Raw genomic sequence first — 23,295 nt, forward strand, 5'->3', positions numbered from 1 at the left:
TAACTAGTCTAACTAGTTCCGTAATGATGGCGGAAGGGCCACACCTGTTCCCATACCGAACACAGAAGTAAAGTCTTCCAGCGCCGAAAGTACTTGGTGGGCAACTGCCTGGGAGGATAGGACATTGCGGGACTTTTAATTTTTTGCGCGAAACAACGAGCCATGTGGCAAAAAAATAAAAAAGATATAAAAAATCAAGGTTACTTGGATTTTTATATCTTTTTTATTTTTTTAGGAAGGAGCCATCTGGCGACTGACGCGACGAAGGCGCAGCGCAGCGGAGCCGAAGTGCCGCAGGAGCGAGTACAACGGTAGTAAAGCTATGAGAGAGATATAAGGATACTTAATATCTTTCATTATGAATCTATTTTTTTATGGGGCGAAGCCCCAAACGCAGGCGTAGCGCAGCGAAGACGGAGTTGCACGGCTATCATTTAACGGCAGTAATGTTACGAGGAGCCATCTGGCGATTGACGCGACGTAGGTGCAACGCAGCGGAGCCGAAGTGCCGCATGAGTGAGTATAACGGCAGTAATTTTCAGAGCGGTTTCCCCAACCGTAGTCTAACAAAAAAGACAGGCCGATGGCCTGTCTTTAAAGAATCGATTGTAGTACATATAGAGCGACCACTTTAACTCTGGTGAAAAATAACCCGACGCTTATCCAGGGCAAAGTACAGTACGGAACCAAGGACCATGACGGAGATCACTTCGCCAATCCCCACTGTTGCCATCATGACTGGGATTGGTAAGGGAACGCCATAACTGAATTTTAAAATAAACGGCACGACGATCATATTAGCAACCACTGGTGGAACTGTGACCAGCAGCGGATACTTGTGGTTTCTCAGCTGATAACTGAAGACCGCCGCAATAAGCGTTGCCAGGCTGCCAAAGACAATATCAATCACAGTGCAGCCGGTTAACAGATTGCTGAGTAAACAGCCAAGGAAAAGGCCTGGGATGGCGGCCGGTGTAAAGGCTGGCAGGATACAGAGCATTTCGGAGAGCCGAATTTGAATTTCGCCACTGGCCAAACCCATTGAGCTCGACACAAAGGTCAGAACCACGTACATTGCGGCAATGACCGCCGCTTGGGTAACAAAGAGAACACTAATTTTTCGCATAAAAAAAACTCCTTTAGTTTTGTTTTACGTGTGGAAGGTCACGAACACACGAAGAATGGCTGAGACAAGTCTCATTATCTAACACTATAACGGATATCTGGAAAAAAGGCAAGAGAAAATGTCCGAAATCGGACATTTTCAAATAGCGAAGGGCGGTTTCAGTTAGTTGCCATACTTTTTTTATAGGTTTCATAATCACGGTAAACTTGTTCGGAATAGGCCAAACACCAGTCAAAAACAGCATGATCAAAACCATCGTCGGTGCCTAAATAGCCATTGATCCAGTTGGCATAAGGGCTTTGGACATGAGCGCGAGCGAGCGATACCCCGCAATTAATGACGTATTGTTTAAAGGTCTCAAAATCCAGTTCTGACAGATCAACAGTTCCTTTCATATCGCGAAACTGACGGACATAAAAATCCATTCCTTCGGCGGCCGAAAAATATCCAAGAAAGGGATCCGAAGCGGCCTGGAGAATCTGCTGATGGCTGACCACCCGGTAGCCGTTGCCTAAACCATGGGTCATGGTATCGGGGGTGGTGAAGTTTTTCTGGTTGTACTGGGTAATCGCCGAGTCATTCGCTTGTTTGATCTGTAAAACAAGATGGCTTTGGTCTTCACAGGTCAGCACCAGAAGGTAACAGCGGGTTCCGATACTGCCAACTCCTACTACCCGTCGGGCAATATCCGTTAAAACATGCTGAGACAACAGCATTTCAATATCCGGACGAACGGTTTTTAAATACTGTCTGAAATATAATTCCACTTCGTCGATCACTTTAGCATCTAAATGGGTGGTAATCGGCGGACTCTCGATAAAGATTCGGCGACCAAACTGATCGGTTTCGGTCATTTTTGAGATGACCTGACTAGAGGTTCTTTTTTTGGCTTTTTTGATAATCTTTTCAAATTCTTCCCGGGAGGCATCGGAAAAACTCTCAAGAAAAAGTTCCTCATCACCGAGGACAAAGTAACGTTCGAGTGAGGTCATATCGGACATCAAGTCAAGACCTTTGCGGTAAAAGGATGCCGTTTGAAGCACGGCTTCCTTGATCATTTTCGCATCAAAGTCTAACTCATGGGCACAGAGAATAATGCTGGTGATCAGGCGCTTTAAATCCCATTCCCAGGGTCCTGGAGCAGCCTCGTCAAAGTCATTAAGATCAAAAATCAGTCGCCGTTCCGGGGAGGCGTAAAACCCGAAATTGCCAATATGGGCATCACCACAGATAGTCACATGAATGCCAGATTGCGCCTGATGGGATAAATCATGTGCCATTAACAGAGCCGTTCCCCGGAAAAAGGCGAAGGGAGATGTTGACATTTTTTGATGACGAAGGGGAATGAGTTCAGGGATGCGAAAATAGTTCTGACTCTCAATTATCGCCACCGGGTCACGTTCGACAGGATGAAAAACGGATTGGGCTGAAAAAGGTATTTTTTCTCGAATGGCTCTGCCGCTATTGCGATTCATTTTTGCTGTGGGAATTTGCTGATTCTTGGTTAAACCGACGATCATTCATTAACCTCCTAGTTTTTTTAATTATGGGAGACAAAAGTCATCACAGTTTTAAGATGGAAATTACCCATTTGTGTCCACCTATTTTATGCTTTTCATTTTAGCATGGTTGATAAAACTTTCATAGTAGAATCCGCTATTCCATCGTGGTTTCAATAAAAAAAGTCTGAACCGAAGTTCTGACTTTTCAAAAATAGTAAAATACAGGGATGACAAATACTTAAGGGAATTTTGCAGGAACTATAAAACGACCTGATGGCTTTCGCCGGTCATGGAAGAAAAATCAGCTACAGCGTTTTCAATAGCAATAATTTCAAATAATTCATCACCGACTGCATACATGCTGGTTAACATTGGGACTAATTCTAAAGCTCTGGCTTGAGATTCCGGTGTTGTACAAACAACCGCATTTCCATTGACACGCACCCACTTAGGACCTTTTGAAGCGCAAATTTCGATAGCTGGGTTTGCTTTAATTTGGCTGAAAGTCGGTTTTTTATTACTTGTGCAAAGACAGAGTTTTCCATCATAATCCATGACGAATCCGAATGGACGAACCTTGGGTTTGTCGCCATCCACCGTACTTAAAAAGAAAACACCACAGTCATTTAGAAATTCAATTACTTCGTTCATCTTTACCTCCTGATAAACATTGATTTATTTTGTTTAATTTAGTATGATTATAACAATCCCAGAATATAAAACAAGTAGGCAGAAAATAATGACTTAGAAACAAATTTCTGAGTGTTGGAGAGAGTGATGAAAGACAACCATTGCATAAACGGCGAAATATGTCCGGTAAATCAGGCGGAATCCGATCAGGACAATCATTGTGTGAAACCGGGGTGTACCATTAAACAGGCACTCAAGATGATTGACGGTAAATGGAAACTCCCGATTATCTGTACACTTGGTCAACAAACCATGCGATTTAATGAATTAAAAAGAGAAATCGCTGGAATTACCAGTATGATGCTGACAAGTTCCCTTAAAGAATTGGAAGAATGTGGTATTATTCATCGGGAATCCTATAACGAAGTGCCACCAAAAGTGGAGTATTCATTAACCGATGGTGGACTCAGCTTGACACCCATATTATTTGACTTGGGTCATTGGGGAAATATACTAAAGACAACGAAGGATAAGGTAAATGGATAACGAAGAAAAATTTATAGCATTAGAAAAACTCATCGGGGATACACCCTTGTTAAAAATTAATTTTTTATATCAGGGCCAGCCCAGGTGTGTTTACGCAAAAGCAGAGCATTATAATCTTACCGGTAGTATTAAAGATCGGGTAGCTTTGCATATACTGAAGAAGGCTTATGAAAAGGGTGAAATCCATGCCGGGGAAACGATTGTTGAAGCTACCAGTGGAAATACCGGGATTGCATTTACTGCCGTCGGCACCTGCTTAGGACATCCGGTGGTGATTTACATGCCTGACTGGATGAGTGACGAACGAAAAAACCTGATTCGGAGTTATGGCGGCGAAGTTCGGCTGGTTTCCAAAGAAGAAGGTGGTTTTTTAGGGAGTATTGCTCAATGCGGTGCCCTGGCAGCTAAAGGCAATGCCTTTCTGCCCTGCCAGTTTTCCAATGAAGAAAACACTCAGGCTCAGTATGAACGCACGGCTCCGGAAATTGATATTCAATTGGCGGCTTTTGGAGTAACACCCCAGGCATTGGTCGCGGGGGTCGGAACTGGGGGAACGGTCATGGGATTAGGCCGGTACTTTAAAGAAAAGAATCCGGATATTAAAGTCCATCCGATGGAACCAGCTAGTTCACCAACGATGTCCACCGGCTATAAGGTTGGCAGCCATCGGATCCAGGGAATCTCAGATGAATTTGTGCCCGATCTGATAAAATTAGAAGAATTGGATGATATCATCGCCGTCGATGATGGGGATGCCATCATTATGGCGCAGAAGCTGTCTAAAGAATTAGGTCTGGGGGTGGGGATTTCATCCGGCGCTAACTTTATCGCTGCCATCATAGCCCAGAATCTATTGGAAGATCCTAATGCGGTGGTTGTCACCGTCTTTGCCGATGATAATAAAAAATATTTAAGCACGGACTATGTTAAAGAAGAAAAGGTAAAATTGGAATTTTTATCAAAAGATGTCAAACTGCTGGATTTTGAAGTCAGAAAATAAGCTGTGGTAAAAACTGAACAAAGAAAGTAGATGAGGATAAAAAATGGAAGCTGAATATATTGATGTTACAATTGAAAAAACTAAGAAGATCGCTTTAATTGCTCATGACGGAAAAAAAGCAGAGTTGTTGGATTGGGTCAGTCGCAACAAAGAAATATTACAGAGGCATCATTTGTGTGGAACCGGAACAACCGGAAGTCTTATTCAAGAGCAAACTGGATTGCCGGTACAGATTTTTAAAAGCGGGCCATTAGGCGGTGATCAGCAGATCGGCGCCCGGATTGTGGATGGCAAAATTGACATGCTGATCTTTATTTGGGATCCCCTGGAAGCGCAGCCTCACGACCCAGATATTAAGGCCTTACTCAGGATTGCGACGGTTTATGATATCCCGGTGGCCAATAATCTGGCGACGGCTGATTTTATCATTCATTCGCAGTTTATGAATGAAGAATATGTGCATCCGATTGAGGATTACACTAAACAAATGAAAAGCAGATTGGCAAATGTCTTAAAATAGAAAGAGGAAAAAATGACGTTAAATTTTAAGCCCCAGGGCGTTTGTATTCGCAATATTCAATTTGATCTAACCGATGATGTGGTCAGTAATCTGGTCTTTGAAGGCGGCTGTGACGGGAATTTAAAAGCATTGGTTAAGCTGCTTGAGGGAAAAACGGCCGATGCGATCATCGCAATGTTTAGAGGTCAAACCTGCGGGAAAAAGCCCACCTCCTGCATGGATCAGCTGGCTATTGCGCTGGAAGACGCCCGAGAGGAAAAAGAATGAACGGACAGAAAAGAAGCGACGTTAAGGTTGGCGCATTAGTCGAGATCATCTTAAAGGCGGATCAGCGCAGCGGCAAGCTGACCCAGGGTCGGGTCGGCAAATTGCTCACAAAAAGCCCCACGCATCCCCACGGGATCAAGGTCATGCTCACCGACGGCCAGGTGGGTCGGGTAGCCAAAATAGTTGAAGAACAGAATTAATGTGAATAGTACCCCAAAAAAGTTATGAAAAAGAGGTGAGAAATCACCTCTTTTTTCATTGGATCAAATGCCAATCAGGCTAGAATGATGTCTGGCACTATGCAGAAAAAAGTGAAATCGCTTAAATTAAAAAATCACTTAATCGTCATTGACGCCCCCAATATAAAATGCTATAATCTACGAAACATTAACAATAAATATAAAAAGCAACAAAACAAAACGAAAAAGCATAGACTGAGTGTTGAAAGGCAGGTGGTTTTAGGCAGCTTAAAAATAAAATTGAATTGTTGGTTTAAAGGGAATTCGTTGCAAAGGCGCAACTACGAATTCTCTTTTTTTGTATCCGGATATTTTGGTTCCAGAGATGGTCTCAAGGATGAGGCGCTGGAAGTAATCAACAGACTCCCAATCGAATAGAATAAAGACAGATGGCATCAATATCTTGACATATGTTAAAGAATTGAACAGAAATGAAGTGACTTGAGAAATATTTTATCGGAAAAATATTTTGACATATGTTAAAGGATAGTTGTATAATGAAAAAACACAACAAAACAACACAAAAAAGAACTAAAAAGGTTTAAAGGGGTGATTGCGGTATAAATGAAAATCAATAATTAATTTTAAAGTGCGTCTAAAATGAATAATGATTAAAACATAATTATTTTGATCGGAAGATTGGGAAGTAGGCACTTATTTTTTAATAAAACATAAAAATAGAGTTGAGGAGAAGCGCAATGTATAAAGTACCAGATTTTCTGCCAGGCAGAGATGAGATGTTTAGAATACTTGAAGATAATATAAAACCGGTTACCAGAACCGAGACCATCCGGGTTGCTGATTCCTTAGGAAGAGTTTGTGCGGTCGATGTTTTAGCAAAAAACACCCTGCCAAACAAGCCGACCAGCGCTTGTGACGGTGTATCAGTCAGGTATGAGGACTTTTTCGAAGGAATGCCAGACACCCTCTCATGGGTAGAAGGTAAAGACTATTGTTTCAGTAATACGGGGGTCGCAATCAAAGATGCTTTCGACACGGTTATTCCAATTGAAAAGGTTGAGTTTGACGAAAAGGGCGAAATTTCTTTTTTAAGCGCCCCGAAGAATTCCGGGGACCGGGTCGGAGTGGTGGGCGGACAGACCAAAGCAGGTGAGTTGATTGCGCATCAAGGCGAAATAATCAATGCCTCATTAATCGGTATTCTGCTGACCAGCGGCATCACCAATATTAAAGTGTTGGCAAAACCGAAGGTCGCATTTATCCCCACTGGAGATGAACTGGTACCGGCAGGTTACGACACCCCATTAGGTAAAAATGTCGAATCAAATAGTCTGATGTTAAAAGCGCATATCAATGAATGTGGAGGAGAAGCAATTCTCTATCCGATCATCCCCGATGTGATGGAAAAGCTTACCGAAGCGATCAGCTCAGCGATTGAAGTGGCCGATCTGGTTTTGATCTGTGCTGGCTCTTCCAAAGGGAATAAGGATTTCACCATTGAACTATTGGAAAGTGTCGGAAACGTCCTGGTGTATGAACTGGGTCATGGTCCCGGAAAACACTGCAGCTTAGCGTATGCTGGAAACACCCCGATTATCGGCTTGCCGGGGCCGCCTATGGGAGCCGATTTGACGGCAGGATTATATGTTAAGAATGCCATGCATCTGATGCAAATGCAGCCGGTTCAGTCCCCTTATGCGATTGAAGCGGAACTCACCGAAGATGTTAACGGTATTGCCTTTGATTTTATCCGCCAGATGAAGGTAGTTGTAAAAGATGGAAGATATTTAGCACAACCGATTGCCAATCAGGGAATGACTCGGGCAGAATTTTATCACCAGACCAATGGCTACTTGTATATCGAAAAAGAAGCAGTGATTAAAGCGGGAACGAAAATTTCGGTGGAAATGCGTTATCCCAAAGAATATGTTGAGGAAGCATAAGCATGGAAGAAAAAAATATTATCATTGCAGAAACCATCGAAAAAATTGAGCATACATTAGGCTCGGAATTAGATCAGATCACGGTGGAGCGAGCGGTTTTTGGACTGTTTTTCTCGGGGGTCAAACTGTCTACCGGCCATGGCGGGCTGTGTTTCACACCAGTAAAAGAAATGCCTGAAGCAGTCTGCTGTCCCAGTACCGCAAAAGCAATGCCCTTATCAGGAAAGCTTTCCGATCGATCAGTGTTGAAATATATTGAAGATGTTCACTCGAAGAATCCATTAAAAAGAACCTTGGGTATTGCTACATTAAATGCTCTTAGTGCACTGTGCTGGGAAAAGCAAAAGGCCAGTGATGGAAATTATGAAATCAGTATGGGCGAAGATGCATTTGATCAGGTTGATACCACGCAGTTTAAAAAAACAATCGTTATTGGTGCTTTGGTACCCATGCTAAAGAAGCTTACACAGGCGGAGGCAGATTATAAAGTTCTGGAAATGGACTCAAGAACACTTAAAGGAAAAGAGCTTGAACATTATGCCCCGGCTACAGAGGCATCCCTTTACATACCCGATGCCGATTTAATCGTGATTACCGGAGTAACCATTTTAAATAACACGTTAGCTGATTTGCTAAAAATGGCTAAAAAAGGTGCGGAAATAATTGTTACCGGTCCCACCGCCAGCATGTTGCCAGATGCTTTTTTTGACAAGGGAGTAACTGTTTTGGGAGGAATCATAGTCACAAAAGCAGACGAAATATTGGATATCATCAGCGAAGGAGGATCGGGGTATCATTTTTTTGGCAAATATGCAGAAAGAACGGTAATAAGAAGTGTGTAAAAACAAGGATTGATGATCGCAAAGGAAGAAGGACAACCGATTGAAAATTAGAAGTAACGATCATTTCAAGTTAAAAATAATTTTGCTGGGGTGTTTTACGCTGGCGTTGTTCTTGGCATCTTTTTTGGTTGGTCGATATGCAATATCCATTCGAACAGTGATTGATATCATTCTTTCCCAATTTATAAATATCCCTCAGTATTGGGATGATACTCTAAATACGGTAATTTTACAGGTGCGTTTGCCTAGAATTGTTCTGGCTATTTTAGTTGGCGGAGCACTTTCAGTATCCGGTGCTTCTTATCAAACGCTGTTTAAAAATCCGATGGTTTCGCCAGATATTTTAGGGGTTTCAGCGGGTGCCGGGTTTGGGGCGGCGTTGGCGATGATTAATGGGGCAACATGGTGGGAAGTACAGTCGGTGGCATTTATTTTTGGACTTATTGCTGTAATCGCAGCCTATACAATTGCTCATTTTTTTGGAGGCAACACAATAACGGTACTGATCCTAGCTGGCATCGTTGTATCAAGTTTGTTTCATTCTTTAATTTCCATTATAAAAACCCTGGCTGATACCGATAATCAATTACCATCCATTACTTTTTGGTTGATGGGAAGCCTAGGTAAGGGGACTAATAGTGATGTTTTAATGATGTTACCAGCCTTGATTTTTTCCCTGTCGCTAATATATATATTTCGTAATCAGATTAATACCTTGGCAGCAGGGGAAGATGAGGCAATTACCATGGGGGTAAATGTTCCCCTGGTTAAATTGGTTGTTGTTGTCAGCTCCACGCTGATGACAGTTTCAGCAGTAAGCGTTTGTGGCATTGTCGGATGGGTTGGATTAATTGTACCACATATTGCAAGAATGCTCACTGGCGCAAATTTTTCAAAAATTGTGGTGACATCCTTTCTGGTTGGCGGTGCCTTTTTGCTTATGATTGATGATATCATTCGTGGCGTTGAAGGCGTTGAACTACCGCTGGGTGTGTTGACTGCATTGGTTGGAACGCCGGTATTTGTATTTTTGTTATCAAGAGTAAAAAAGGGGTGGACGTAGTGTTAACTGTTAAAGGGTTAAGTTATTTTTATAATCCCGAGCGATTAATTTTGAAAGATATTTCATTTGATCTCGAAAGCCATGATATTTTATGTTTGCTGGGACCGAATGGAACTGGAAAAACGACATTGCTGCGATGTATGCTTGCATTAAATAAAATGAAAAGTGGCAGCATCAAAATTGACGGAAATGATTTAACCAAGGCGTCGATTAAAAAAAGAGCGGAAATGATGGCCTATGTCCCCCAGGCGACAATGATGGCGTTTCCATATGAAGCGCGAGAAATTGTGCAAATGGGTCGGGTGACTCATCTAGCTACGGGAGGAAGCCCATCGAAAGAAGACTGGAGGCTTGCTGAGGAAGCCATGGAAAAGCTTGGAATACTGCATATGAGTCGCCATTTATTTAATGAAATGAGCGGCGGTGAAAAGCAAATGGTATTGATTGCCAGAGCAATGGTACAACAGGCTAAGATATTAATTATGGACGAGCCAACCGCCAACCTGGATTATAGTAACCAAATAAAGATGCTTCAGGTCATTAAATCATTAGCTGAGCAAGGGTATTCAATTTTAATGACTTCTCATTTTCCTGATCATGCATTTTTGGCTTGCAACAGAGCAGTACTCATGAGAGATGGCTATATCATGGCACAGGGATTGCCCGAAGATATTGTGAATACCGAAAATCTGACAAAGCTTTATGCGACACCGGTATGCGTCACTGAAGCCCGGCTGGATTTTCAGGATCGGATGATCAAAGTCTGTATTCCGGTTATGAATTAAGATAAAAATAGAGGAGAAGAAGAGATGAAGAAAAGCAAAAAAATGATTACCCTACTCGTAGTAATGGTGTTGTGCATAAGCTGCTTGGCAGGATGTACTAAGACGACAACAGCCGCAAAGACAGAACCGACGGAACGGACGGTTACCGACATGGCCGGAAGAACCGTCACCCTCCCGGCAGAAATAAATAAAATCGGTACTTTTGGGGCGATTGGTGTACTCAATGCCTTTGTTGAAACCATGGGGGCAGGCGATAAAATTTGTAATGAAGGGTCCCCTTCCTTTGTTAAAAGCCCAAGTTGGACAAAATATCAATATTTATTTGCGCCTCAGTTGCCAAATTGTTTGCCATTTCAGGGTGCCGACAGCGAAGTACTGATGGAGAATGTATTATCGGTAAAACCAGATGTTTGTTTAACAATGGATACAGCAATGACGGATCAACTTACGGCCCAGGGTTTAACAGTTATACAACTTTCATGGAAAAAAACTGAAGATGTAAAACCATGTATTACCCTACTTGGTGAGGTCTTGAACAAACAGGATGTTGCCACAGACTACCTAGCATATTTTGACAAGATGGTGGAAGATGCAAACAAATTGACAAAGAACATTAAGGAAACTGATAAAAAGAAAGTTGTTTATGGGACAATTTCTGAATTTACACAACCGCATCTTATTGCTGAATGGTGGATACCTGCAGCAGGTGGAATTAGTGTGACAGGTGATAGCAGAACCGATGCAAATACTGAGAAATTAGTGTATACCATGGAGGATCTGCTGCAATGGAATCCGGATGTAATAATTGTTACGAGTAAATCTGAAAAAGAAACAATTATGGCGGATGCCCGTCTTGCCGATATTACGGCAGTTAAGGACAGTGCCATATACATCATGCCGCGAGTTGCCCATGTTTGGGGTAACCGTACAACCGAACAACCTTTGACAATTATGTGGACAATGAATAAACTATATCCGGAAATTATGACAAATGAAGCATTGTCCGAAGATATTTCATATTTCTATAGTCATTTCTTTAAATACGATTTTACCAATGAGCAAATACAAGAAATTATTGGGTCGTGATTTTATCAATTGAAAGTAAAGAAAGGTTTGTAAATGAATACGAATTTAACTAAAGAGCAGGCATTAGCGATATTTGAGAAGGCACGAGATTCACGGAATGCATATGAACTCTTTCACCAGGCATCAGAAATTAGAGATAAAGAGATTGGTCGTCGTTTGTGGTGGACTTCCGGTTCAGGGGGGATTTTCCCTTGTATGATAACACCGCGCTGTTCATATTGTACCTTTTGCACGGATAAAATGTTTCCCATTGATGTGCTTTTAAAAAGTTTGGAACGAATTGAAAACCTGGGGATTCAGCAATTTCATATCAGCGGTGGCACGGACTTGAATAGCGGTTATGACGACGCTCTTTTAGAGATGGTTCATTTGATTCAAGCACGTTCAGGACTGAAATTAGAAATCAATCTGGGCCCTTCATTTAAAAAAGAAACGGTTTTGGAATTAAAAAAACTCGGAGTGGACAGTATTACAAGTTCATTGGAATCCAATTCGCCAGAAGTATTCAGCCTCGCAAAGCCGGGAGATAGTTTGGACCGGCGGAGAGAACTGCTACAATTTTGTGAGGATGCGGATATGCCCAGTCGCTCGATGATGCTGGTAGGATTAGGTGAAACCGACCGCGAACGAATTGAGCATCTGTATTTTTTAAAACAGTATAATAAATTATATCAACTTCGCATTTCCCGTTTTATGCCTTTTCAGGGAACCGCTTTTCAGAATAAACCACGTTGTTCTCCCTGGGAAACGGCACTTGTTACAGCAATGGCTCGCTTGATTCTTCCCAATACTGAGATCAGTTTAGCGGCGGGTAATAACTTAGACGATATTCCCCTCTGGTATCTAGCTGGTGGTGGCAATCAGTTAATGGGTGTTTCGATTGCTAAGAAAAAGCCCTTACCAACGGTAGATGTTGATGTTTATGAGATAAGTGAGAATTATTATGTAGTTGATAAACGAAAACAGGTGGAACGTATCCTCGCAGGCATGCAGTTGGAGATATCAAATCAAATGCCTGACCACAAAACAATTTTAAAGGGCTGATAGATTAGGAAATGCTGAAGAGGTTTTGAATTTTGATCAGGGTTATAAAAAAGGAGCTGTTGCATAGTTGCAACAGCTCCTTTTAATGATTAAGGCTGAACGGGAATCAGTTTCTCACTAAAGTTTTTGACAAAATTATCGAATCGATCAGGCCCTAACAGTAGGATCCGGTTGGGAGTTTCCACCAGGATGGCCGTATTGCCGTTGGCAAAGACTGCGGCTTCGGTGCCATTCTGGAGCAGGAAGATGCCTTCCCGATAATTCCGGGTTTCAGTACCGACCACCTTGGACGCAATGGCATACTCGGTCTGATCCAGACTGACCATTTTGGCCGAGAGAATATCCGCCTCGGGATAGGTCTCAAAGGTAAAACCGGTGGGCAGTCGCAGCGATAATTCGTCATCTTTGACGGTAATGCCGGCAACCAGGGGAACCACGACAAAGATACCCAGAATTAAACAAAGCACAAGACCGCCGACGACCATTTCCTTAGTAGCATTTCGGCGAAGCTCCTTGTCGTCCGGGTAGGTTTTGTAGGTATAGATAGCTTTCCAGAGAAGGAGCGCAAGGACGGCTAGAAGTGCAAAAAAAAGCGGATTAATGGTGTGTAAAATAGAAACAAAGTACATCATGTTGTATAAACCACGGTTCTGCCCAGGGGGGAACCGTTACCCTTCGTTAAATTAATTTTGTCTTTTCATATTGAGAAAGTTCCAGCCTGAGTTCAGAGGGAATTTTCTTTTTGATCACTCCGATTTGAACACTAAAATAATAGTAATTGTAGTATTCAATCATTGAAAAAGCATAAAGGATCAGGCCAAAAATATTCATGGTCATAAAAAAGGCGTTCGGCTGAAAAATCAGCAGATAGAGTAAGTACAGCGGATACAGGACAAATAAAGCCAGATCCAGCTTTTTTAGCACGGAAAAAGCCGGCATTACCCAGTCCATCGGGGTGCGGGGGGCATCTAGCAGCTGATAACGATAATACCAATAGCCGGCACTTTGGAGGATAATAAAAATCAGCACGCCGCCAGGAATCAGCAGCCGCAAATCCAGAGGTTGACCGGTGGAGTCAGTGAGTAAATACATCAGCACACCGCAGACCAGGGCGGTGATCAGTTCGCTCATATATAAGCGGTTCAGTTCTTTTTTGGTTTTCTCGGTCATCTAAAGCTCCTTGTCAATTTTTGGCGCTGGGGGAAGTTCAACCACTATTTTTTTACTGTGTTGAATAAAAGCATCCAGGCGCTTACGATTAAAGTAAAGAATGGCAATCAGAACAGCATAAATGGCCACCGCAATAATAAACTGGGTGGGACTGTCATCCATAATTCCAGCACCGATCATGGTGTTAATAAAAACACTGGGGGTTCGTGCCAACAGGACAATGATGAAAAAGGTTTTCAACGGCATGGAGGAAAGACCAGCGATAAAACAAAGCATGTCATCGGGAAAAAGCGGAAAGAGAAAAATCAGAAAAAGAACGGTATTTAACTTTGATTCTTTAATATGATCGTATTTTTCAATCAGTTCCGGACTGACAAAGCGCAAAACAAAGGGCCTCCCAAATCGTTTAGCCAAAACAAAAACGATGATGGAGCCAGTCAGGGTACCAGCGGCGCTGATCAAAAAGCCGCCAATGGTACCAAAGAGAGCACCGCCGACCAGGCCGACCGTCCCCCCCGGGATCGGAGCGATGATGATCTGGAGCAGCTGCAATAAAAAAAATGCCAGCGGTGTCCATATGCCAAATTGTAAAAGAAAGCTCTGCAAGGTGTCAAGTGTCGAAAAAATTTCCATTTCTTACCTCGATATCTTTTAATCATTTTAGCATAAAACCGGCAGATCCACACCATATTTTGGGGATCTGCCGGAAGGAAAATGTTTATTTAAGAAATCGCAGTGATCACAATCAGCCTAGGTGGTCAAATCCCGTCGGTTAAAGGCCAAAAATGTCAACCCGAAAAAAATCAGTGAGACAATCAGTAAAATTGCGGCAGAGCTGAATGAAAGCTGATCATTGATCATTAGACTAGCGCCTTCAAAATACTTAAAAGGGGTGAAGACTTTCAGAAATGCCAGCTTATCATATAAATCCACCACTACGGATAAGATAAAAAAACCCATCACCAGCCCGGAAGCGGTAGCAGTCGCCTGTTTGGTGTTTTTTAAAAGCGACCCAAAAAGAGCCCCTAGCGCCAAAAAGAACAACTGGAGAATAAAGAGTGCCAGCATCGTCAGGGAAACCTTGTCGATCAAGCCATCGCCGTCGTTGTGCTGGGCAATGAAAAAAACCGAAGCGGCAAAGGTCACCATGTTAAAAATCAAAATATTGACGACCCCGGCCAGCAGCTTAGGCCAGATGACCTGAAACCGGCGTACCGGTTTGGTATAGATAAAATCGGCACAATGATCCCGTTCTTCCTTGGATACCTCCACTGCCCCGAACATCACCGCATGAACAGCGGCCAGCAGCATAAAGTAGAGAAAGAACACCGAATAAAAACCAGCGACCTTGGTAATATCCACCGAACCCAACCCAAAAACTACCATAATTTCTTCGGGAAAGGCCGCAAATAGAGCGTTAACGTCCACCTGGGAATCGGAGAAGCCCTGGTATTTCATCATTCCGGCAAAGATAATGAAAACCTGGGCACAACACCAGATGATCAACGACTTGATATTGGCCTTCATTTCTTTTTTAAATACATTCATGGGTAACGCCTCCTTTTAGGCTAGATCGACGGCAGATCTTTTCTGGCAAAAAGCTTGAAGGTCAGAAAAATAAACACGCCAACTAAAACAAACCATAATAGTAGGTTCAGAGAATCGTAATTCATATTTTTGGATATTTCCGAGAGATTGAAATAATCAAAGGGTGAAATCAGTCCCAGTTTTTCATCTTTTAAAGTTTCATTGAGAAGATGGATAATATAGAAAATAAAGACCACCCCCATACTGATGGGCAAAACGGTTCGGATTCGTCTTAAAAAAACCGACACAAACAAACCCAGACTGGCAAAAAAAATCTGGATAAAGAGCAAACTCAGAGTATCCAGGGCAAACAGCTCGACATCGTAGGAATCGCTGCTGAGTAGGGTAACCATGATCAGAGATGCCGTAAAAACAACCGCATTGGTGATCAGAATCTGGATCAGCACAGCCAGGATTTTCATGGACACCACCCGGTTGCGGCTGACTGGTTTGACAAACAGAAAATCGCCGGTTTTTTCCCGGACTTCCGCAGAAATAACCGAAACGCCCATATTCATAGCCTGAATGGCCCCGGCCAGCAAAACGTACATCAGGGCAAATTGGTAAAAGCTCAAAATGCTGGAAAGCTCCAGATCAGCTACGCCCAAAGCCTGCTGGAATTCAATGGGGAAACTTTCAAAGACTTTTTGGAAGTCCTCCAGTTGGCTGGCGATGGATGGGTAAAGCAGCATAAAAAGGCTTAATACCCCAATCAGCGAGATACACCAGACGACTAGGGTTTTTCGGCCCATCCGCAGTTCCTGTTTTAGGATGTTCATGGCTGATCCTCCTTCTGATAATAATGCATAAAAATCTCCTCAAGACTGGGTTCCTCAACCAGCATATTCATCAGATTCTGGCCTTGCAGCCGCTCAACCATCCGATTGATATCGCCTTTGAACAAAAAGTGTAAGGTGCTTTCATCAACCGTTAAATTGGTAACCCCTTCCAGGTTAAAGTGATGGACATCAATAACGCCCCGATAATCGAGGGTGAATTTTTTATAATTGTGTTTTTGCATATCCCGGATATTTTCAACCCGGACAATCGTGCCGTCTTTAATGATGGCAACCCGGCCGCACAGCTTTTGAACCTCAGAAAGAATATGAGAGGAAAACAAAACCGTGGCGCCGTTCTGGTTTTCTGTCCGGATCAGTTCAAAAAACTTTTGTTGCATCAGTGGATCCAGCCCCCCGGTGGGTTCGTCCAGAATAATCAGCTTAGGTTCATGAAGCAGCCCCTGAATAATGCCAACTTTCTTTTTATTCCCATAAGACAGGTCATCGATGCGTTTATTTAAATCAAGATCCATGACCTCGGCCAGACTTTGAATCCGGCTGGTGTCGACATTGTCATAGAAGCTGGCTGAATAGTTGAGTACCTCGCGAACCTTCATGTGCTCATAATAAAACACTTCCGAAGGCAGGTAGCCGATGTCCCGGCGGATTTCGCTGCCGTATTTTATACAGTCTTTTCCGAAAATTGTGGCCGAACCGCTGGTAGGATGGATAAGCGACAGCAGGGCTCGAATGGTGGTGGATTTACCAGCCCCGTTGGGGCCGATGAAACCAAAGATCTCGCCTTCTTCTACAGAAAAGGATACGTTTTCAATGCCTCGATGTTTTCCATAATATTTTGTCAGCTGATTGATTTCAATTACATTCATTCAGATCCCCTTCTTTCAAATTTAATCAGATAATTCGGTGTGATGCAATTATTTTACCCGAATATAACATAAATAAACAGTGAGCTGGAAACGGGGCTGTCCAGAGAAAAAATAATTAATGTTTTGTTAGTGAACCGGTTCAAAGGGAATATAAATAAGAAAATGAAAAACAAAGGGAGGCTATTAAAATGCAAAAAGAAGAAATGCGAGAACTGATTCTTGATACTTTTAACAATCGCTATACTTGCAAGGGCTATGATGCCGATAAAAAGGTCAGTGACGAAGATTTTGTCGTGATCATGGAGACGGCGCGGCTGTCCCCCAGCTCCATGGGTCTGGAACCCTGGAAATTTATTTTACTGAATAACCGGGAGCTCCGGGAAAAAATAAAACCCTTCGCCTGGGGAGCGGAAGTCAGTCTGGATGGTGCCAGTCATTTTGTGCTGATCCTGGCCAGAAAACCCGTTGATCTGAAGCCGGATTCCGACTATGTGGAATATATCATGAACGATATCCAACATTTTACTGATGAGTTGAGACAGGTACGAAAAAATAAACTAAAGAGCTTTCAGGAAGATGACCTGAAAATCGCTGGAAATGACCGCGCCTTCTTTGATTGGGCCTGTAAACAAACCTATATCCCCCTAGCCAATATGCTGACGGCCGCCGCCATGCTGGGCGTCGATTCTACCCCGATGGAAGGATTTAATACCGAAAAGGTGGAAGCGGTTCTGATTCATGAGGGTATTCTTGACCCCGCCCATTTTGGATTATCCTGTATGATCGCTTTTGGTTACAAAAACAGAGACCATCGCCCCAAAACAAGAAGAAAGATAGCAGAAATTATGGAAACTATTGAGTAAATGGCCCGATCGGTATTTCACTTCAACTGATATTGCGAAAGTGATAAATAAAAAAATGTGGTTTTGAGATAATAAAATAGAAATTTATTTAATTCTGTTATATAATAATGAAATTAAGATAAAAAGTAAACCTTTACAAATGTCAAGATAATATTTTAACGCTTTATTATGGATTACAGCGTGAGTATCGAGGTTGGATGAGGAGAGAAAAGAATGGAAACAGTAGCGGCGAGTAGTCTATTGATCGTTGGACTTGTTATTGCAGTCGGGATTCTCTTGACGTTATTAGTTCAAAGTAATAAAAAATTGCAGAAAAATAATGAGGAGACAAAAAGCATTAAGGATATCTGCAATACCTTCATTGATAGCTATGAGACGGTCGTTTATTTAAAAGATGAACAGTTGAACTACCGGTTTATCAATAAGGCGGCGGAGCCCTATTATCATAAGTCGGTTACGGAAATCATTGCTCAGGACGATCAGCGGCTGGATACCGAAGCTTTTGGCCCAGCAATTATTGAGACCGATCAGCAGGTTATCGAGAGCGGTAAAACAACTGAATATGAAGAAAAACATAAAAACCGTATTTACAAAATAAAGAAATTTCCGGTGAAAATAAGAGAGAACCGGATCGGGGTTGGGGCTTTTATCAGGGAAATTACGGATGAAGAAAAACTGATTAAAAAACAGGAACGGGTGCTCTTTCGAAATAAAATATTGGTTAATGTTTTAAGCAAGAATTTCAGAAATGATAAAAAGCAGTTGGATTATGTTTTGCACGAGGCTCTGAAACTGACCGATAGCAGCATTGGTTATATCTGTTTTTATGATGAAAAAAAACAGCAATTCACCCTTAATGCCTGGTCAAAGGGATTGATCAAAGGGGCGGAAATTGTCGAACCAAAGTTGACCTACCCATTAGAAGAAGCAGGGTCATGGGGTGAAGCCGTGCGCTTTAGGAAACCAGTTATTCTTAACAATGACGGCACCAAACCATCATCAGAGCAGGAACTGCCGGGTGGGCAGAAAGTTTCGGGCAACTTCATCGCAATTCCCATTTTTATAGATGAAAGAATCAAAGCAGTGGTTGGCTTTGCCGGTAAAGAAGATCACTATAGCGACAATGACGTGTATGAAATTACGGTATTAATGAATGGCGTCCTGACCAATGTGGAAAGACGGATCATTCAGAAAAAACTGTTTGAAGAACGCAGTAAATATTTCCAGACCCTGATCTCGATTGGGGATGGCGTAATGGTGGTCGATCCCGCTGGAAAAATTGAAATGCTCAATAAGGTGGCTCAGAACCTGACTGGTTGGACCAATGAAGAAGCAAAAGGAAAGCATTATACCAAGGTTTTTGTATTGTCCCATGAAGACCAGCGCCAGGAAATTCAGGATCCCATCGAGATGGCAATGGCGACAGACCAGACCCAGGAACTTAAAAATCATGCGGTCTTAACAGCAAAGGATGGATCGCTCTTTCATCTGGAAGACAGTGCGGCGCCGATCAAAAACGAAAAGGGCGAAACCATCGGCATTGTCCTTGTATTCAGAGATGTTTCAGAGAAAAAACAACAGCGAGAAAAGATTGAGTATCTGAGCTTTCACGATGCTCTGACTGGACTGTATAACCGCCGTTTTCTGGAAGCGGAATTATTGCGACTGGATACCGAAAGAAATCTGCCGATTTCAATTATTATGGGTGATGTGAATGGCTTGAAATTGACTAACGATATTTTTGGCCACGCTCATGGCGATATTTTTCTGAAAAAAATAGCCGATGTGATGCGCAAAATCTGCCGGGCTGATGACATCATTGCCCGCTGGGGCGGTGATGAATTTGTCATTCTGCTGCCGAAAACCACCATTGAACAGGCGAAACAAATTAAAAAGCGAATCAAAACTGAGTTTGCCAGAGATGGGGTTAAGGTCATCAAAGGAAATATTTCTCTGGGTTGTGATGTCAAAACAGCGATGGAGCAGAGTATTGTGGAATGTCTGGAGTCCGCCGAAGAAAAAATGTATGCCGTCAAGATTCTGGAACGGGATGATTTTAAGAGTACCACCCTGGATTCCATTATCACGACCCTTCAAAGTGATAGCCCTCAGGAAGAGGAACATGCACTACGGGTCAGTCAATGGTGTCATGATTTAGGAGTGACCATGGAACTCCCCCATGTGAAAATAAAACGGCTGAAATTGGCCGGCTATTTTCATGATATCGGCAAGATTGTCTTGCACAAAGACTTGCTGGTTGAGAACAGTGACCACAGCGAAGAAGAATTAACTGAAATCAAGAAGCATCCAATTATGGGGTATCGGATTCTCAATGCCTTTGACGATACCATGTCGCTAGCCGATGCGGTGCTCCATCATCACGAAAGATGGGATGGCAGCGGCTATCCCAAAGGTCTAAAAGGTGAAGAAATCCCCTTTTTGGCAAGGGTGGTTGCCGTTGTCAGTTGCTATGATCGGTTGACCTCGGCTGAAGAAGGAGAGAAGTTGGGATCAAATCAAAATCCTCTGATCCATCTGGAAAAAATGGAGGGGCAATTTGATCCGGAAATAAAACGGGAATTTATCAATATGATCAAGAATCTTCCCAGTTAGAACAGCTTAGCAGAACAATAAAAAGTCATCAGAGCACAAAAGCCCTGATGGCTTTTTTAATACCGTTTTTTACAGGACTGGAGTTTAGAGAATCACAATAAACCGGGCCCAACCACCGATTTCGCTGTTGATCTTTATTTTCCCATGGTGTTCGTCAACAATGGATTTGGCAATTGCCAGTCCCAGCCCATAGCCGCCAGTGGCTTTAGAACGGGATTCATCGTAGCGGTAGAAGCGCTGGAAAATCTTATCCTGCTGATCTTCGGGAATCCCGGCGCCGGTGTTAAACACCTCAAGATGAATCTTATCACCAATGCGCCTAAGGGTGATTTCAACCAGCCCGTCATCGTCGGCATGTTTAAGGGCATTGTCAATCAGGATGGCGATGACTTGTTTAATCTTATCAGCATCGCCCAGGTAGGAAATGCCGGACGCAATTTTAAGGGCGTAGTTTTTGTGCTCCTCAAAGGCAGTACTTTCAAAGGTTAAGGCAATGCTTTCGACAGCATTGCTTAAATCGAAGGTCGAAAAAACGCCGCTGTTTTTACCCGAATCCAACCTGGCCAGGGTGAGGAGATTATTAACCAGGGTGTTCATCCGGGTTGACTCGGATTGGATATAAGAAAGATATTTATTTGCCCCAATGTCTCCCGCCAGCACCTCGGCATTGACGCTGATGACTGAGAGGGGTGTTTTTAGCTCATGGCTGGCATCGGAAATAAAACGCTTCTGCTTTTCAAACGCTTCTTCTACTGGTTTAACCATCAGGTTGGCCAGAAAAAGTGATACAAAGAAAAGGATAAACAGGGTAATGCTGCCAATGATCAGTGAAGTGGTCAGCAGCCGGTCAGCCATCGCATTGGAAATCCGCTGATCGACAAAGACCAGCAGTTCGCCATAGGGCTTTTCGACAATCAGGTATCGATAACCGTTTAACGTACCGGAACCTTGCTCTTGTTCTTGAATCTGATTCACCAGATCAACAATTTCTTCCGATACCAAGCTAGCATCACTATTGCCGTTGACAGAAAAGAGGTTGATAGCCGGATTGATCTTAACCGAAAAGGTTTTTTCCCGGTCAAATATATCAGGGGGAAGATGATTAGCAGACCCAGGCATCAGCGGGGACTCATGAGGAGTCGTGCCATCATTTTCGGCCAGAGTCGATAAAAGTGCTATGCTCTGACGTTCACTGGATTGGTAGTTGAAATAGTTGATGGAACTAATAATTAAAACAAAAACTAGTGACAAAATAATCATAATGGTTGATACAAAGCGAATTTTCAGTTTTTTGATCATATAGGTTTACCCTCACTCCGTCATTTCTAGAAAATAACCGATACCCCGGTTGACCTTGATCTGAACATGAGAGCCAACAAAATTAATTTTTTTCCGCAGAAAAGAAATATAAACTTCAACATTATTATACTCAGCTTCGCTGTCAAATCCCCAGACCTTTTCGATGAGCTGTTCCTTGGAGATGATCTGACGGGAATTGACAATCAAGGTTTCCAGTAATAAGAACTCCTTTAAACCCAATTTAACCGAAGCGGTGCCGCAAATAATCTCCCGGGTTTTCTGCCGCAAGATCAAATCACCCCAGCTGGGATCATTCGTGATTACTTCACCTTTGCGTCGGGTTACCGCCCGGATGCGGGCCAGCAACTCCCCGGTTTGAAAGGGTTTGGTGAGATAATCATCGGCCCCGTAATCCAACCCCACAATTTTATCTTCCAGTTCGGTTTTGGCCGTCAGCATTAAAACTGGGGTTTCAATTTTAGTCTTTCGTAGTTCCTGTAAAACCGTCAAACCGTCTTTCCGGGGTAGCATAATATCCAGAATAATCAAATCGTAGATACCAGTCAGGGCATAATCCAGACCGCTTTCACCGTCCATACAAATATCGACGCAATAATTTTCTTTTGTAAAGATAGCTTTTAAGGCTTCCACCAGCCCCCATTCATCTTCCACCAACAATAGTCTCATTCTGAAAACACATCCTTTAATCGTCTTGATTAAATCATTATAGCATTTTTACTTGAATCAAACTTGAACTCTGGCTTAAAAGATTCTTGATTCAATCTTTATTCAAGCTACCAAAACTATGATATCTCTATGTTAAGAACATGTTAAATCTAAACAAGGAGGTGCGACATGCAATTTAGGCATGAACACAAGCATTACATCAACTATATGGACTATCTGATATTGCGTAGCAAATTAAAAGCAGTGATGCAGCCGGATGTAAATACCAATGAAGATGGCGAATATCATATTCGCAGCCTGTATTTTGATAACTACAGGGATGTTGCCCTGCAGGAAAAGATCAGTGGGATCAACGGTCGGGAAAAATTCAGGATTCGCTGTTATAACAAGGATTTTCAGTTTATTAATCTCGAAAAAAAAAGCAAAATAAATGGGCTTTGTTCAAAGATTAAAGCTCCCATTACCAAAGACCAGGCAGAGGCGATTTTATCGTGTAAAACTGAATGGATGGCGCAAAGTGATGAACCTTTAGTGGTGGAGTTATACTCCAAGATGAAGTCTGGACAGCTCAGGCCCAAGACCATCGTTGATTATACACGGGAGGCCTTTGTATACGGGCCGGGCAATGTCCGGGTAACCATTGACCGGGATATTCGAACCGGTCTTTTCAGCACGGATCTGTTTAATTCCAATTTACCCACTGTCACAGCAGGATATCAGCAGATTTTGCTGGAGGTGAAATATGATAGTTTTATCCCGGAGGTCATTTCAAATATCATTCAACTGGATGGCAGACGTCAAACGGCCTTTTCAAAATATGCGGCCAGTCGAATTTACAGCTGACAAATTATTAAAA

The 23,295-nt window shown here is 42.7% G+C and carries 25 protein-coding genes and 1 rRNA gene; 15 read left to right on the forward strand and 11 right to left on the reverse strand.

Going from position 1 to position 23,295, the window contains the following annotated elements; genetic code table 11:
- Positions 1–16 precede the first annotated feature (16 nt).
- Positions 17–133, forward strand: a 5S ribosomal RNA gene (gene rrf / locus Q7J41_RS10820).
- 498 nt (positions 134–631) lie between these two features.
- On the opposite strand, the gene Q7J41_RS10825 is transcribed toward rrf, so the two are convergent.
- From Q7J41_RS10825 to Q7J41_RS10835, 3 genes are all read right to left on the reverse strand, one after another.
- On the reverse strand, positions 632–1,126 hold the full coding sequence (locus Q7J41_RS10825; RefSeq protein ID WP_304887958.1) for a QueT transporter family protein: 495 nt from the start codon (positions 1,124–1,126) through the stop codon (positions 632–634).
- A gap of 158 nt (positions 1,127–1,284) precedes the next feature.
- Positions 1,285–2,646, reverse strand: a complete 1,362-nt coding sequence (locus tag Q7J41_RS10830; protein ID WP_304887960.1) for a DUF2252 domain-containing protein — start codon at positions 2,644–2,646, stop codon at positions 1,285–1,287.
- A gap of 240 nt (positions 2,647–2,886) precedes the next feature.
- Positions 2,887–3,279, reverse strand: coding sequence for a pyridoxamine 5'-phosphate oxidase family protein (locus tag Q7J41_RS10835; protein ID WP_304887963.1), 393 nt, complete (start codon positions 3,277–3,279; stop codon positions 2,887–2,889).
- 126 nt (positions 3,280–3,405) lie between these two features.
- Between Q7J41_RS10835 and Q7J41_RS10840 the strand changes: the two genes are divergently transcribed.
- From Q7J41_RS10840 to Q7J41_RS10890, 11 genes are all read left to right on the forward strand, one after another.
- On the forward strand, positions 3,406–3,804 hold the full coding sequence (locus tag Q7J41_RS10840) for a helix-turn-helix domain-containing protein (protein ID WP_304887964.1): 399 nt from the start codon (positions 3,406–3,408) through the stop codon (positions 3,802–3,804).
- The gene (locus tag Q7J41_RS10845; protein ID WP_304887966.1) at positions 3,797–4,804 is read left to right on the forward strand and encodes a PLP-dependent cysteine synthase family protein; all 1,008 of its coding nucleotides are present in this window, start codon (positions 3,797–3,799) and stop codon (positions 4,802–4,804) included. Before Q7J41_RS10840 ends, Q7J41_RS10845 begins: the two co-directional genes overlap by 8 nt.
- A 43-nt stretch (positions 4,805–4,847) precedes the next feature.
- Positions 4,848–5,324 carry a methylglyoxal synthase gene (locus tag Q7J41_RS10850; RefSeq protein WP_304887968.1) on the forward strand — a complete coding sequence of 159 codons (477 nt, stop codon included), beginning with the start codon at positions 4,848–4,850 and terminating at the stop codon, positions 5,322–5,324.
- Between the two features lie 12 nt (positions 5,325–5,336).
- Positions 5,337–5,591, forward strand: a complete 255-nt coding sequence (locus Q7J41_RS10855; RefSeq protein ID WP_304887970.1) for a TIGR03905 family TSCPD domain-containing protein — start codon at positions 5,337–5,339, stop codon at positions 5,589–5,591.
- Positions 5,588–5,791, forward strand: a complete 204-nt coding sequence (locus Q7J41_RS10860) for a YwbE family protein (protein WP_304887972.1) — start codon at positions 5,588–5,590, stop codon at positions 5,789–5,791. The genes Q7J41_RS10855 and Q7J41_RS10860 overlap by 4 nt, the downstream gene beginning before the upstream one ends.
- A gap of 737 nt (positions 5,792–6,528) precedes the next feature.
- The gene (locus Q7J41_RS10865) at positions 6,529–7,734 is read left to right on the forward strand and encodes a molybdopterin molybdotransferase MoeA (RefSeq protein ID WP_304887974.1); all 1,206 of its coding nucleotides are present in this window, start codon (positions 6,529–6,531) and stop codon (positions 7,732–7,734) included.
- Between the two features lie 2 nt (positions 7,735–7,736).
- Positions 7,737–8,576 (forward strand): DUF364 domain-containing protein, encoded by an 840-nt coding sequence (locus tag Q7J41_RS10870; RefSeq protein ID WP_304887976.1) that lies wholly within the window; start codon positions 7,737–7,739, stop codon positions 8,574–8,576.
- 40 nt (positions 8,577–8,616) lie between these two features.
- Positions 8,617–9,639 carry an iron ABC transporter permease gene (locus Q7J41_RS10875; RefSeq protein ID WP_304887978.1) on the forward strand — a complete coding sequence of 341 codons (1,023 nt, stop codon included), beginning with the start codon at positions 8,617–8,619 and terminating at the stop codon, positions 9,637–9,639.
- The gene (locus Q7J41_RS10880) at positions 9,639–10,424 is read left to right on the forward strand and encodes an ABC transporter ATP-binding protein (protein WP_304887980.1); all 786 of its coding nucleotides are present in this window, start codon (positions 9,639–9,641) and stop codon (positions 10,422–10,424) included. The genes Q7J41_RS10875 and Q7J41_RS10880 overlap by 1 nt, the downstream gene beginning before the upstream one ends.
- A 24-nt stretch (positions 10,425–10,448) precedes the next feature.
- Entirely contained in the window at positions 10,449–11,510 is a 1,062-nt protein-coding gene (locus Q7J41_RS10885) for an ABC transporter substrate-binding protein (RefSeq protein WP_304887982.1), read from the forward strand.
- Positions 11,511–11,543: 33 nt separating this feature from the next.
- Positions 11,544–12,554: a radical SAM protein gene (locus tag Q7J41_RS10890; RefSeq protein ID WP_304887983.1), complete on the forward strand. Its 1,011-nt coding sequence runs from the start codon at positions 11,544–11,546 to the stop codon at positions 12,552–12,554.
- An 89-nt stretch (positions 12,555–12,643) separates the two neighbouring features.
- On the opposite strand, the gene Q7J41_RS10895 is transcribed toward Q7J41_RS10890, so the two are convergent.
- The 6 genes from Q7J41_RS10895 to Q7J41_RS10920 all read right to left on the reverse strand — a co-directional run bounded on the left by Q7J41_RS10895 (position 12,644) and on the right by Q7J41_RS10920 (position 16,977).
- Complete coding sequence (locus tag Q7J41_RS10895) at positions 12,644–13,186, reverse strand: PH domain-containing protein (protein WP_304887985.1); 543 nt, start codon at positions 13,184–13,186, stop codon at positions 12,644–12,646.
- 46 nt (positions 13,187–13,232) lie between these two features.
- Positions 13,233–13,724: a hypothetical protein gene (locus tag Q7J41_RS10900; RefSeq protein WP_304887986.1), complete on the reverse strand. Its 492-nt coding sequence runs from the start codon at positions 13,722–13,724 to the stop codon at positions 13,233–13,235.
- Positions 13,725–14,357 carry a TVP38/TMEM64 family protein gene (locus Q7J41_RS10905; protein WP_304887988.1) on the reverse strand — a complete coding sequence of 211 codons (633 nt, stop codon included), beginning with the start codon at positions 14,355–14,357 and terminating at the stop codon, positions 13,725–13,727. It abuts the gene before it with no gap.
- 117 nt (positions 14,358–14,474) lie between these two features.
- Positions 14,475–15,272: an ABC transporter permease subunit gene (locus Q7J41_RS10910; RefSeq protein WP_304887990.1), complete on the reverse strand. Its 798-nt coding sequence runs from the start codon at positions 15,270–15,272 to the stop codon at positions 14,475–14,477.
- A gap of 20 nt (positions 15,273–15,292) precedes the next feature.
- Positions 15,293–16,090: an ABC transporter permease subunit gene (locus Q7J41_RS10915; protein ID WP_304887992.1), complete on the reverse strand. Its 798-nt coding sequence runs from the start codon at positions 16,088–16,090 to the stop codon at positions 15,293–15,295.
- On the reverse strand, positions 16,087–16,977 hold the full coding sequence (locus tag Q7J41_RS10920) for an ABC transporter ATP-binding protein (RefSeq protein WP_304887993.1): 891 nt from the start codon (positions 16,975–16,977) through the stop codon (positions 16,087–16,089). The genes Q7J41_RS10915 and Q7J41_RS10920 overlap by 4 nt, the downstream gene beginning before the upstream one ends.
- Positions 16,978–17,165: 188 nt before the next feature.
- Between Q7J41_RS10920 and Q7J41_RS10925 the strand changes: the two genes are divergently transcribed.
- Both Q7J41_RS10925 and Q7J41_RS10930 read left to right on the forward strand, forming a co-directional pair.
- Positions 17,166–17,840, forward strand: a complete 675-nt coding sequence (locus Q7J41_RS10925) for an NAD(P)H-dependent oxidoreductase (RefSeq protein WP_304887995.1) — start codon at positions 17,166–17,168, stop codon at positions 17,838–17,840.
- A 213-nt stretch (positions 17,841–18,053) separates the two neighbouring features.
- Positions 18,054–20,453 carry an HD domain-containing phosphohydrolase gene (locus tag Q7J41_RS10930; RefSeq protein WP_304887997.1) on the forward strand — a complete coding sequence of 800 codons (2,400 nt, stop codon included), beginning with the start codon at positions 18,054–18,056 and terminating at the stop codon, positions 20,451–20,453.
- An 84-nt stretch (positions 20,454–20,537) separates the two neighbouring features.
- Here the strand turns inward: Q7J41_RS10930 and Q7J41_RS10935 are convergent, their stop codons facing one another.
- Both Q7J41_RS10935 and Q7J41_RS10940 read right to left on the reverse strand, forming a co-directional pair.
- Positions 20,538–21,752: a cell wall metabolism sensor histidine kinase WalK gene (locus Q7J41_RS10935; RefSeq protein ID WP_304887999.1), complete on the reverse strand. Its 1,215-nt coding sequence runs from the start codon at positions 21,750–21,752 to the stop codon at positions 20,538–20,540.
- A gap of 12 nt (positions 21,753–21,764) precedes the next feature.
- Positions 21,765–22,439: a response regulator transcription factor gene (locus Q7J41_RS10940; RefSeq protein WP_304888000.1), complete on the reverse strand. Its 675-nt coding sequence runs from the start codon at positions 22,437–22,439 to the stop codon at positions 21,765–21,767.
- Between the two features lie 168 nt (positions 22,440–22,607).
- Here Q7J41_RS10940 and Q7J41_RS10945 point away from each other — a divergent pair, with 168 nt between their 5' ends.
- A complete protein-coding gene (locus tag Q7J41_RS10945) occupies positions 22,608–23,282 on the forward strand; it encodes a polyphosphate polymerase domain-containing protein (protein WP_304888002.1) in 675 nt (224 codons plus the stop codon).
- Positions 23,283–23,295 lie beyond the last annotated feature (13 nt).

The organism is Acetobacterium sp. (genome assembly GCF_030652775.1).
Taxonomy (GTDB): Bacteria; Bacillota; Clostridia; order Eubacteriales; family Eubacteriaceae; genus Acetobacterium.

Excerpts from the sequence above, each read along its gene's own strand:
- Q7J41_RS10825 (WP_304887958.1), bottom strand. The coding sequence starts at position 1,126 with ATGCGAAAAATTAGTGTTCTCTTTGTTACCCAAGCGGCGGTCATTGCC.
- Q7J41_RS10830 (WP_304887960.1), bottom strand. The coding sequence starts at position 2,646 with ATGATCGTCGGTTTAACCAAGAATCAGCAAATTCCCACAGCAAAAATG.
- Q7J41_RS10835 (WP_304887963.1), bottom strand. The coding sequence starts at position 3,279 with ATGAACGAAGTAATTGAATTTCTAAATGACTGTGGTGTTTTCTTTTTA.
- Q7J41_RS10840 (WP_304887964.1), top strand. The coding sequence starts at position 3,406 with ATGAAAGACAACCATTGCATAAACGGCGAAATATGTCCGGTAAATCAG.
- Q7J41_RS10845 (WP_304887966.1), top strand. The coding sequence starts at position 3,797 with ATGGATAACGAAGAAAAATTTATAGCATTAGAAAAACTCATCGGGGAT.
- Q7J41_RS10850 (WP_304887968.1), top strand. The coding sequence starts at position 4,848 with ATGGAAGCTGAATATATTGATGTTACAATTGAAAAAACTAAGAAGATC.
- Q7J41_RS10855 (WP_304887970.1), top strand. The coding sequence starts at position 5,337 with ATGACGTTAAATTTTAAGCCCCAGGGCGTTTGTATTCGCAATATTCAA.
- Q7J41_RS10860 (WP_304887972.1), top strand. The coding sequence starts at position 5,588 with ATGAACGGACAGAAAAGAAGCGACGTTAAGGTTGGCGCATTAGTCGAG.
- Q7J41_RS10865 (WP_304887974.1), top strand. The coding sequence starts at position 6,529 with ATGTATAAAGTACCAGATTTTCTGCCAGGCAGAGATGAGATGTTTAGA.
- Q7J41_RS10870 (WP_304887976.1), top strand. The coding sequence starts at position 7,737 with ATGGAAGAAAAAAATATTATCATTGCAGAAACCATCGAAAAAATTGAG.
- Q7J41_RS10885 (WP_304887982.1), top strand. The coding sequence starts at position 10,449 with ATGAAGAAAAGCAAAAAAATGATTACCCTACTCGTAGTAATGGTGTTG.
- Q7J41_RS10890 (WP_304887983.1), top strand. The coding sequence starts at position 11,544 with ATGAATACGAATTTAACTAAAGAGCAGGCATTAGCGATATTTGAGAAG.
- Q7J41_RS10895 (WP_304887985.1), bottom strand. The coding sequence starts at position 13,186 with ATGATGTACTTTGTTTCTATTTTACACACCATTAATCCGCTTTTTTTT.
- Q7J41_RS10900 (WP_304887986.1), bottom strand. The coding sequence starts at position 13,724 with ATGACCGAGAAAACCAAAAAAGAACTGAACCGCTTATATATGAGCGAA.
- Q7J41_RS10905 (WP_304887988.1), bottom strand. The coding sequence starts at position 14,357 with ATGGAAATTTTTTCGACACTTGACACCTTGCAGAGCTTTCTTTTACAA.
- Q7J41_RS10910 (WP_304887990.1), bottom strand. The coding sequence starts at position 15,272 with ATGAATGTATTTAAAAAAGAAATGAAGGCCAATATCAAGTCGTTGATC.
- Q7J41_RS10915 (WP_304887992.1), bottom strand. The coding sequence starts at position 16,090 with ATGAACATCCTAAAACAGGAACTGCGGATGGGCCGAAAAACCCTAGTC.
- Q7J41_RS10920 (WP_304887993.1), bottom strand. The coding sequence starts at position 16,977 with ATGAATGTAATTGAAATCAATCAGCTGACAAAATATTATGGAAAACAT.
- Q7J41_RS10925 (WP_304887995.1), top strand. The coding sequence starts at position 17,166 with ATGCAAAAAGAAGAAATGCGAGAACTGATTCTTGATACTTTTAACAAT.
- Q7J41_RS10930 (WP_304887997.1), top strand. The coding sequence starts at position 18,054 with ATGGAAACAGTAGCGGCGAGTAGTCTATTGATCGTTGGACTTGTTATT.
- Q7J41_RS10935 (WP_304887999.1), bottom strand. The coding sequence starts at position 21,752 with ATGATCAAAAAACTGAAAATTCGCTTTGTATCAACCATTATGATTATT.
- Q7J41_RS10940 (WP_304888000.1), bottom strand. The coding sequence starts at position 22,439 with ATGAGACTATTGTTGGTGGAAGATGAATGGGGGCTGGTGGAAGCCTTA.
- Q7J41_RS10945 (WP_304888002.1), top strand. The coding sequence starts at position 22,608 with ATGCAATTTAGGCATGAACACAAGCATTACATCAACTATATGGACTAT.